Source organism: uncultured Anaerococcus sp., assembly GCF_963510575.1.
Taxonomy (GTDB): domain Bacteria; phylum Bacillota; class Clostridia; order Tissierellales; family Peptoniphilaceae; genus Anaerococcus.
The window spans coordinates 1-9854 of the sequence record NZ_CAUPFR010000065.1 but is presented as its reverse complement, the minus strand read 5'-3'; the positions used below and the strand labels follow the sequence as shown (position 1 = coordinate 9854).

Below are 9854 nucleotides of genomic sequence, written 5' to 3'. Positions count from 1 at the left end.
TGTAAAAGTCAAAGGCAATTTGTTGTCGCTATCTGTTGTGACTTGGAGATTATCCCCCTTGTGGAGGTCAGAATTGGCTGTAAAAGCTTTTTTATTGTTAATAAGCTCAACAATCCCTACAGACCTGTGTTTTCTATCGTCTTCTTTTAGAATATAATCCTTTTTTTGACCGAAAATAAAACCCTTTGTGTATCCCCTATTTGAAATATCTCTGAGTTTTTCAACATCATAGCTATTGCCATTTACTTTTTGCTTATAGGCTACAACTGAATTATAGACATATTCTGGACTCTTCATCCTGCCTTCAATTTTTAAGCAGTCAATACCTAAATTAAGCAACTCATCAATATTATCAATAACATTTAAGTCTTTCATATTTAGGTAATAATCATTGCCGTAAATTTTTCCATTATTTATTAGTTGATATTTTTGCCTACAAGGACCGGCACACCTGCCCCTATTGGCAGACCTTTCGCCAAAATAAGAGCTCATTAAACATTCCCCAGAGTAGGAAACGCAAAGCGACCCATGGACAAAAACTTCCTTTTCACAAGGAAGTTTGGCTATTTTTCTGATTTCTTCTATTGGTGTCTCACGGGCAATGACAATTCTTTTAAAACCTAAATCCATAAGGGCCTTAGCACCGTGATAGTCCCTAACAGCCATCTGGGTAGAAGCGTGAAAATCAAGTCCTGGCATTTGGTCTTTGACTATAGAATAAAAACCTATATCCTGGATTAAAATCCCATCAACACCATACTGGTAAAGCCTTTCTATATAGGAAATAGCCTTGTCAATTTCCGAATCCTTTATGAGGGTATTCATAGTTATAAAAACTTTCCTATCAAAATAATGGATATAGGCTATGACTTCCTCAATATTTTCTAGAGTAAAATTTTCAGCATAGGCCCTAGCTCCGAAATCATCAAGGGCCAGATAAAAAGCATCTGCCCCTGCTGCGATTCCTGCATAAAGCATATCCATATTTCCAACTGGTGCTAGGATTTCAGTTTTATTCATCAATTTTTCCCTTCAAAATTTCATTTTCCTTGCTTAAATCCATAACTTGTTTTTGGAGGTTCTTGATTTTTTCTCTTAATTTGCTGGCATCATTTTCAGCCTTGGTTAGATTTAAAATCTCTGCATCCTTTTCTTGGAGAAGGATTTTTAGATCCTTGAGCTCTGCTTTTATATCTTCGAGCTCATCCTTGTAGGTCCCATACTCGTTTTTAAAAGTTTCAAGCTCGTTTTTTATGGCTGGATAAGCTTCGATAGCTTCTTTATTTTCTTCGTAATATTCTTTGAAAGATTCCTTGTCTTTAAAATATTCATCAGCTATATTTAGGCTTGCCAAAATTAGCTGCCTATCAAAAGTGAGCTTATCAGATTTTACATCCTTAATCTTGCCGTCAACATAAGCTGCTATTTTTTCTATACTCTCTTTTGATTCTTTGCTAACAAGAGGATATTTTATACCGTCAATTTTAACTTCAAGTCTAATTTCGCTCACTTTTCTCTCCTATCCACGTAAATTTATATTCTTTGCTCCTAATTCTTCAAGGATGCTAGCTTCTACACCCTTGATATCTTCTTCCTTTAGGGTCCTATCAGCTTTCCTGTACCAAACCCTATAAGAAATAGATTTTTCATCAGCGCCTATGCCCTTACCTGTGTAGATATCAAATAATTCTACCTTGTAAAGGAGGTCTCCTGCCTTTTCTTTCATAATATTTTCAATTAATTCTGATTCTACATCTCTTTTTGCCACAAAAGAATAATCACGTTCTATTGCAGGGAATTTTGGTATTTGTTTATATTTTTTATCGGTAATTCTAAATTCTGCAATCTGGCTTAGGTTAAGCTCTAAAATGATTGCACCTTTATTTATATTATACTCTTCACGAACTTCATAGGAAATCTCGCCAATCACACCAATTTTTTCACCCTTAAAGTAAATATCAGCGCACCTACCAGCATGGAAAGCGTATAGATTTTCATTAGCCTTATAAGAAAAACCAGTAAAACCAGTATTTCTCATAGCCTCTGTAAAGAAATCTTTCATATCATAGAAAGAATAATCTCCATATAGACCCATGGTTAGGGTGAGATTTTCTTTTGGAAGTTTGTCGCTAATTTTCTCAAAAGTCCTATCAAGTTCGAAAAATCTCATATCTTTTTGACCGTACTTGATATTTTTTGCAATAACATCAAGCATATTAGCAATTTGAGTTGTCCTCATAACTGAGAAATCTTCGCCAAGTGGGTTTATTAGGCTGACATAGTCCCTAAGTTTTGAATCTTTTGCAATGCCTAGCCTATCATATTCTTTTGGAGAAATGAATGAATAGGTGGCAAGTTCTGAGAATTTTTGGCCCACAAGCTTGTGTTTTAAATCATCTCTTAGAAGTCTCATTGGAGATCTCTCGCCTTTTTTAAGTGAAGATACAAGTGGTTTAGATTCAATCTTGCCCATGCCATAAAGTCTTACAACTTCTTCTATAAGGTCAGCTTCGATAGAAATATCATTTCTAAAGTAAGGAGCTTTTGCTGAAATAGTGTCTTCGTCTATATCTTTAACATCAAATTCTAAAAGCTCTAAGTTTTTAATTGCCTCTTCTTTGGTAAAATTCACACCAGTTAGGGCATTTAGCCTAGTTATTCTTAGTTTAACTTCCTTATCATCATTTTCTTTTATTCCTTGATCGAAAGAACCACCGATGATTGTGCCTATGCCAAGTTCTTCGATTAATTTCATAACTCTTCTTGATGCTATCTCTGGAGTTTCAACTGCAACTCCCTTTTCAAATCTAGAACTTGCCTCACTTCTAAGGTTGAGTTTTTTAGATGTATCTCTGATATTATCAGCGTCAAAACTTGCTGCTTCTAGGAGGATATTTTTAGTATCATCTGTAATTTCAGAATCAAAACCTCCCATTACTCCTGCAAGGCCAATAGCTTCCTTATCGTCAGCTATAACAAGCATAGAGGAATCAAGTTTTCTATCTTCGCCATCAAGGGTTTTTATAACTTCGCCCTCTTTAGCATCCCTTACTATAATTTTTTTACCAGCTAACCTATCGAGGTCATAGGCATGGAGAGGCTGACCAGTTTCAAGCATAACAAAGTTTGTAATATCAACTATATTATTGATTGGTCTAACTCCTGCAAGCATCAAGTAATTTTGTAGCCATTGAGGAGATTTTGCAATCTTAACGTCTTTTACAACCCTTGCTGTAAATCTCAAGCAAGAATCACTTTTGACTTCTACTCCATTTGCATATTCTTTTATATCTTCACCATTTGTTGAATATTCTAATGAAGGATAAGTGATTTTTTCTCCAAAACTTGCTGCAGTTTCCCTTGCCATACCGATTATAGAAAGGCAATCAGACCTATTTGGGGTGATTTCGTATTCTATAACAGGAGTATTTGAGAAAAGAGCTTCAGAAGCTGGTGTGCCTGGTTTAAATTCTCCAGCTAGGACAATTACTCCTTCTCTTAATTCTTTTGGAATTACAGAATCATCGTAACCAAGCTCAGAGTAGGCTGTAAGCATACCTTGGGATACAATTCCAAAAAAGTCGTGATCTTCGATTATAATACCATTATCTAACTTTGTGCCAGATGTAATTACTGGTAGGAAATCTCCTGCTTTTGTATTCTTTGCATTAGTAATAATTGTGATTGGCTCATCTTTACCAACATCTATAGTTAAAACCCTGAGCCTATCAGCATCTGGATGGTCTTTTTGCTCTAAGACATGGCCAACAACTATGCCCTCAAGGTCAGATGTGCGGACGGTAACTTCTTCTACGTGAGAACCTGTTTCAGAAAGTCTGTCTGTGATTGTTTTTATATCCTTATCTATTTTTATATAATCTTTTTGCCAAATTAAAGGTACTAACATTTTTCCTCCTAAAACTGTTCTATAAATCTCTTGTCATTATCATAAAGAAGTCTAATATCATCAAGTCCGTATTTTACCATAGCAATCCTGTCAACTCCAAGACCGAAGGCAAAACCTGTGTATTTTTCGCTATCAATCCCACAAGCCTCTAGGACATTTGGATGAACCATGCCACCACCTAACAATTCCATTGACCAACCAGTATGGCCGCAAGCAGGACAACCCTCGCCCATACATACTGGACAAGTTACGTCTACCTCTAGGGATGGTTCAGTGAATGGGAAGTGGTGAGGTCTATACCTTAGGCTCATCTTATCGCCAAACATTTCTTTGATAAAAGTTTCAAGAGTTGCCTTAAGGTTTGCCATAGATACATTTTCATCTACAACAAGACATTCTAGCTGGTGAAACATTGGCGAATGGGTTGCGTCAACCTCATCATTTCTGAAAACCCTACCTGCAGATACCATTTTAATTGGAAGCTTGCCTTCATTCATCACCCTAATTTGCATAGAAGATGTGTGAGGTCTTAGCAAAACCTCGTCATTGATATAAAAAGTATCAGAAGTAGACCTAGCTGGATGATTTTTGGGACTATTTAGGTCGTCAAAAACATATTTAACCGTGTCAACTTCAGGACCAGCTACAACGTCAAAACCCATATTTTGGAAAATTGTTTCTAGTTCTTCCATAGTTTGGTTAATAACTGCAAGATGGCCTGACTCATACTTATCAAAATGAGCTGTTACGTCAATTTTTTCTTCTTTTATCTTTTCTTTTAGAAGTTCTTTTTTGATAATTTCATTTTTTTCACCAAGGAGATTTTCAATTTCCTTGCTAGTTTGGTTTATTAATTTACCTGCACTTGGCTTTTCTTCATTAGGCAATTTTGCTATTGACTTTTTAAGATCAGTAATAGTTCCCTTTTTACCTAAAAACTTTATCCTAAGTTCTTCTAGAGCCTCTAAACTTACTGCTTTTTCGATTTCACTCTTAGCAGTTTCTAAAACCTGCTTTAAATTTTCTTCCATTTTTCCTCCAAATAAAAAAATCCGTCCTCTACAAAGGACAGATATAGCTCTGCGGTACCACCTTAATTGATTTATAAATAAATCCGCTCATTACTTTAACGAAAAGTTTACGTATCGACTACTCAATTCATCTCAAAGTTCATCGGTGAATAACCCTAATCGTGACTTAAAAGGCTCTCAACATCCCTTTCTTGCTGTATAAGAATAATTAAAGTCTTTCCGAATCATCACATAAGTCTATTCATAATTATGCTCGCAGCTATGGCTGCATTCAAAGATTCGATTTCTCCCTCCATAGGAATTTTGATAAAGTCATCAGTGATTTCTCTCATTTCTTTACTTAGGCCATTAGCCTCATTTCCTATAGCGATAATTATTTTAGAATCTTTCTTATAATCTCTAATATCTAGCCCGTCCATATCTGCTGATAGGACCTTGTAGCTAGGTTTGAGTTTTTTTATATCCTCAAAGTTTTTTTCTAGGATATTTAACCTAAAGACAGAACCCATGGATGCCCTGAGTGTTTTTTCATTGTAGATATCAACTGTTCCTGGCAACAAAATTACGTCCCTAAAGCCAAAGGCTTCGGCAGAACGAACCATCGTGCCAAGGTTTCCCGGGTCATTTATCCCATCTAAGAGCAAAATCTTACTAGATGAAATTTCCCTCGGTTCTTTCTTTTTTATGACAGCGCCTACTCCATCAGGGCTTGTCATTGATGATAATTTATTAAAAAGGGTTTCGCTGAAAACCAGGGTTTTATACCCAGTCTCATAAGAAACTCCTTGTCTTAAAAAAATAAAATCTATCTTAGCAGATGAAGCTATAGCCTCATCTACTAACTTCCTAGATTCTATTAAAAATGAATTTTCTTTATCTCGATACTTTTTCATTTTAAGTTTACTTATAAACTTAAAATTTTGATTGGATACCGATTCTATTATCATTAAGCGTTTTTATTAGCTGCTTCTACTAATTTTGCAAATTCTTCTGGGCAATTTACTGCAAGTTCAGCTAGCATCTTTCTGTTGATGTCGATGTTTGCTTTTTTAAGTCCGCCCATAAGTTTTGAATAGCTTGTGCCATTGATTCTTGCTGCGGCATTGATTCTTGCAATCCAAAGTTTTCTAAAGTCTCTTTTTCTATGTTTTCTACCAATGTAAGCATATGATAGAGATTTCATTACAGCTTGGTTAGCTGTTCTAAATAGAAGGCTTTTTGAACCGTAATAACCCTTTGCTTGTTTTAATACTTTTTTATGTCTTTTCTTTGCATTTACTGCTCTTTTAATTCTTGCCATCTATATCCTCCTATGCACCAATTAGTTTTTTAACGTTTTTATATACAGTTTGTGAAACTTCTGTTGGTTTTCTTAGTCTTCTTTTTCTGTTTGGTGACTTCTTAGCTGTTAAGTGTCCCTTGTAAGCTTTTCTTCTCATGATTTTGCCAGAGCCTGTTACTTTGAATCTCTTAGCAGCTGCTCTTTTAGTTTTAATCTTATTTTTTGCCATCTTATTCTCCTTTTTCATCATTTGGTTCTAGAAACATAACAAGAGATCTGCCTTCCATCTTAGGCTTTTTGTCAATCTTGCCATAGCCATCTAACATACCATTGAACTTATCCATCAATTCGTAGCCAGGTTCTTTTCTTCCAAGTTCCCTACCACGGAATCTTATAGATACTTTGACTTTATCCCCGTTGTTTAAGAATTTTTTGGTTTGATTTGCCTTGGTTTGCAAGTCATTATCTTCGATATTTAAAGAAAATCTTGTCTCTTTTAATTGAGCATTTTTTTGTTTTTTCTTATTCTCTTTTTCTTTTTTCTCTTGATCATACTTGAACTTACCATAGTCCATAATCCTTGTTACAGGTGGTTTTGCATTTGGACTCATAAGTACCAGGTCAAGATTTCTCTCATCTGCCATATCTTGGGCTTCATTTAGAGAAGTGATACCAACTTGGTTACCTTTTTCGTCGATTAGTCTTACCTGACTAGCTCTAATTTCATCATTGATTCTTAAATCTTTTATAGTTATACCTCCGTGTATTGTATAAAAAAAGCGGGCACAAAGTACCCGCAAATAATCTATCAAAATAAATCTTATTAACCTAAAAGCTTATGCCGGTAGGTGAGTTTGGGTACTTCTTTCTTGTTTACATGTATGATAATACTAGTTTATATTGGTTTTGTCAAATTATTTATATCTTTCTTTTGATTTTATCCTAAAAAACCAATCCTATTTTATAAAAAATTCTCAATCTAGGATGAAAAATCCAACTCCTATAAGTCCTGGGCCTGTGTTTGCTCCAAGTGTAGGAGAAATCTGACCTTCCTTATAGAGTTTAGAATTTTCTATAATATCCTTTAATCTTTCTTTTAATGTTTCATGACCCTCCGGATAATCTCCTTCAGCTATGAAAAAATAATAGTCTTTTACACCTTCAATATTTTTTCTAATTATCTTTTCTAACTGACTAAGTGTTTTCTTTTCACCTCTTACAATTTTTTCTATAGCAAAACCACCTTCTGGTGGAACAGTTTTTATAATAGGTTTTACTGAAAGAGCGTCGCCAATCTTACCAAAAGTCTTTGGAACCCTACCACCTTCCACTATATATTTAAAGGTAGCAATGGTAAAAAATACCTTAGAATCATTTATTTTTTCTTCAAGCTTTTTACATATTTCTTCAAAACCGAGACCTTCATCTATTAGTTTTTTGGCGTAGATTGCATAAAAACCTTGGGCTAGGGTGAGATTTCCTGTGTTAAAAGCATATAGGTCAAGACCCTCTATTTCTGCAAGCTTGCAGGCATTGTAGGTGCCAGAAAATTTATTTCCTATATTGATACTGATAAGCTTGTTGTAGCCATCATTTTTTATTTTTTCCAAAAGGTCATTAATATCTCCAGGAGATGGCATAGATGTCTTTGGCAATTTATTATTTTCTTTTATCCAAGTATAAAAATCTTCTGGACTTATATCAATCCTATCTTTCAGAAAATTGCCATCTAAATTTACATATAATGGCAAGTAATAGAAACCTTCTTCCTTTATATAGTCAAGGCTTAAATCACTACCTGAATCTACTAATATAGCTATCTTTTCCATCATATCTCCTTACGATTATCTATAACTATCTGGGTGTACAATTTTGTAAAAAGGGAAATTGCCAAATAAGAAAGTACCTTATCGTGGTGGTCAGTAAATTCATAATTGACATTTACACAAGTATTTTCATCACTAGTTAAGATATCTTCTCTGGCCAAGTTAAATATAGTCTCAAAATTTTCATAGACTTCTTTTAGACCAAAAGTTGTAATTTCAATATCAATCCCCTTAGCCAAATCTTCTATACTTATAATCTGCTTAAAAATTGTTATTACTATAAGCTGAGCTATTGATGCCCTGTAATATTTTTTCTTTTTTGGTTTATCTATGTATGATAATTTCACATAATTGTTTACCATGGATGAAGTAATTACGTTCTTATCAACCACATAAAGCGGATTTAACACTTTTTTTAAATAGGTTAGGAGTTCTTCCTTGTAAATTCCATCATCTGGTAGCTTGTCCCAACTAGGCAAACTTATATTTTCTAATTCTTTTAATTTATCTATCATATTCTCACACATTATACCTTATCTAGTTGATAATACTAGATTCACAGCGTCAATTTATATCTATTTCAATCCTTTCATTGGCTTCATCTATAGACCTTATGTCAGTGATATTTGCCTTGTAAAAATTTTTAAAATCTAAGCTAAGTTCTTCCTTGCCGCCAATTTTTGTCGGAAAGAAAATCTGACTTTCTGAAGAACTTATAAGTTTATCTAAATAAGCTAGCGACATTTTATTTAAGTCTGCAATTGGCAAAAATATTATATCAGGATTTTCGATTTCAAGTTCATCTAGTAAATCAAGGTATCTTTCATCATCAACCCTAGCGAAATTTAAGGATCCACCATAAAAAATAATTATAGAATCAAGTTCAATTAAATATCCTAAGTTCTCTCCATCTAAGGAAAAAGTTTTGATAAAGACATCATCTTGTCCAAAATTAAGGCAAAGACTATTATCTTCATCAACCATATATACGTTATTCATATTATATAATTTCTTTAAATCCTTCATACCAAACTCATCCTTATTCAAATAGATGATATTATCCTGGTATTTCAAATCAATAATATTTTTATTTATCACGTAATTTAGGGATTTTAGGCTTCCTAAGTTGAAAATTTCCTCTGTATAAGAATCTTTTTGCTTGTCTGTTACAAAAAATATAACATGTTTTGATTCCGGAATATCAAGAAGACCTTTGGCATAGTCAAAAACCAAAAAATAATCCCCACAAGATAGACTATAGCAGGAATCATAAATATAATTTACAAACACTTTTTCACTCATCGTTACTCCTTATAAGATAATATACCCAAAATTAAATTTTTTATTACTAGTTGTAGGCTTGCCAGCAAAAAAAATTTATACATACCAATACTTAAAAACCTATAATTACATAGTGAATCGAACAAGATTTCTTGAGTTTAAAGCATACCAATATTTCCTGGTATTTGTCAAATAATTTGAATACAAAAATTTATCTTGAACTGATAATGCTAGCTTATAAGCGTATAGTTATTCAGAGGTGATTTTATGAAAAAAGAAATTAAAACAAATGCAATGAGATTTCTCGATAATTTGCATATAGAATATGAACACATAGATTATGATTTAAACCACGAATTTGTCTCTGCAGTAGACTTGGCTAATGAGGGCCACGCAGACATCCATACAATCTTTAAGACCCTTGCTACAGAAAGCAAGGATGGGGGTGTCTACATACTTGTGATAAATGGTGAAGATGAAATTGATTTTAAAAAGGCTGCCAAGGCTATTGGTGTTAAGAGCTTAGC

12 protein-coding genes are annotated in these 9854 nt (G+C 33.8%); 1 reads left to right on the top strand and 11 read right to left on the bottom strand.

All coding sequences use genetic code 11. The features are described from left to right. The 11 genes from RQ907_RS05830 to RQ907_RS05780 all read right to left on the bottom strand — a co-directional run. Positions 1–1020, bottom strand: a 1020-nt coding sequence (locus tag RQ907_RS05830) for a peptidase U32 family protein (RefSeq protein WP_311492441.1), incomplete at its 3' end; no start/stop codon positions are given. Continuing rightward, a complete protein-coding gene (gene zapA, locus RQ907_RS05825; protein ID WP_311492440.1) occupies positions 1013–1510 on the bottom strand; it encodes a cell division protein ZapA in 498 nt (165 codons plus the stop codon). The genes RQ907_RS05830 and zapA, both read right to left, overlap by 8 nt. A gap of 9 nt (positions 1511–1519) precedes the next feature. Continuing rightward, on the bottom strand, positions 1520–3907 hold the full coding sequence (pheT, locus tag RQ907_RS05820) for a phenylalanine--tRNA ligase subunit beta (RefSeq protein ID WP_311492439.1): 2388 nt from the start codon (positions 3905–3907) through the stop codon (positions 1520–1522). Between the two features lie 8 nt (positions 3908–3915). Beyond that, complete coding sequence (pheS, locus tag RQ907_RS05815; protein WP_311492438.1) at positions 3916–4938, bottom strand: phenylalanine--tRNA ligase subunit alpha; 1023 nt, start codon at positions 4936–4938, stop codon at positions 3916–3918. A 227-nt stretch (positions 4939–5165) separates the two neighbouring features. Next, positions 5166–5831, bottom strand: coding sequence for an RNA methyltransferase (locus tag RQ907_RS05810; protein ID WP_311492437.1), 666 nt, complete (start codon positions 5829–5831; stop codon positions 5166–5168). Positions 5832–5884: 53 nt separating this feature from the next. Beyond that, positions 5885–6238 (bottom strand): 50S ribosomal protein L20, encoded by a 354-nt coding sequence (gene rplT / locus RQ907_RS05805; RefSeq protein ID WP_311492436.1) that lies wholly within the window; start codon positions 6236–6238, stop codon positions 5885–5887. A 10-nt stretch (positions 6239–6248) separates the two neighbouring features. Next, positions 6249–6449, bottom strand: a complete 201-nt coding sequence (rpmI, locus tag RQ907_RS05800; protein WP_311492435.1) for a 50S ribosomal protein L35 — start codon at positions 6447–6449, stop codon at positions 6249–6251. Position 6450: 1 nt separating this feature from the next. Next, positions 6451–7020: a translation initiation factor IF-3 gene (gene infC / locus RQ907_RS05795; RefSeq protein ID WP_311492434.1), complete on the bottom strand. Its 570-nt coding sequence runs from the start codon at positions 7018–7020 to the stop codon at positions 6451–6453. A gap of 174 nt (positions 7021–7194) precedes the next feature. Continuing rightward, positions 7195–8049, bottom strand: a complete 855-nt coding sequence (locus RQ907_RS05790; RefSeq protein WP_311492433.1) for a DegV family protein — start codon at positions 8047–8049, stop codon at positions 7195–7197. Further along, positions 8049–8561, bottom strand: coding sequence for a DUF1836 domain-containing protein (locus RQ907_RS05785; protein WP_311492432.1), 513 nt, complete (start codon positions 8559–8561; stop codon positions 8049–8051). Before RQ907_RS05785 ends, RQ907_RS05790 begins: the two co-directional genes overlap by 1 nt. A 49-nt stretch (positions 8562–8610) precedes the next feature. Then, positions 8611–9348, bottom strand: coding sequence for a hypothetical protein (locus tag RQ907_RS05780; RefSeq protein WP_311492431.1), 738 nt, complete (start codon positions 9346–9348; stop codon positions 8611–8613). Between the two features lie 246 nt (positions 9349–9594). Here RQ907_RS05780 and RQ907_RS05775 point away from each other — a divergent pair. Continuing rightward, the coding region (locus tag RQ907_RS05775; protein ID WP_311492430.1) for a YbaK/EbsC family protein at positions 9595–9854 on the top strand (260 nt) is incomplete at its 3' end.

Coding starts and splice junctions, on each gene's coding strand:
- pheT (WP_311492439.1), bottom strand. CDS start 3,907: ATGTTAGTACCTTTAATTTGGCAAAAAGATTATATAAAAATAGATAAG.
- pheS (WP_311492438.1), bottom strand. CDS start 4,938: ATGGAAGAAAATTTAAAGCAGGTTTTAGAAACTGCTAAGAGTGAAATC.
- RQ907_RS05810 (WP_311492437.1), bottom strand. CDS start 5,831: ATGAAAAAGTATCGAGATAAAGAAAATTCATTTTTAATAGAATCTAGG.
- rplT (WP_311492436.1), bottom strand. CDS start 6,238: ATGGCAAGAATTAAAAGAGCAGTAAATGCAAAGAAAAGACATAAAAAA.
- rpmI (WP_311492435.1), bottom strand. CDS start 6,449: ATGGCAAAAAATAAGATTAAAACTAAAAGAGCAGCTGCTAAGAGATTC.
- RQ907_RS05790 (WP_311492433.1), bottom strand. CDS start 8,049: ATGGAAAAGATAGCTATATTAGTAGATTCAGGTAGTGATTTAAGCCTT.
- RQ907_RS05785 (WP_311492432.1), bottom strand. CDS start 8,561: ATGATAGATAAATTAAAAGAATTAGAAAATATAAGTTTGCCTAGTTGG.
- RQ907_RS05780 (WP_311492431.1), bottom strand. CDS start 9,348: ATGAGTGAAAAAGTGTTTGTAAATTATATTTATGATTCCTGCTATAGT.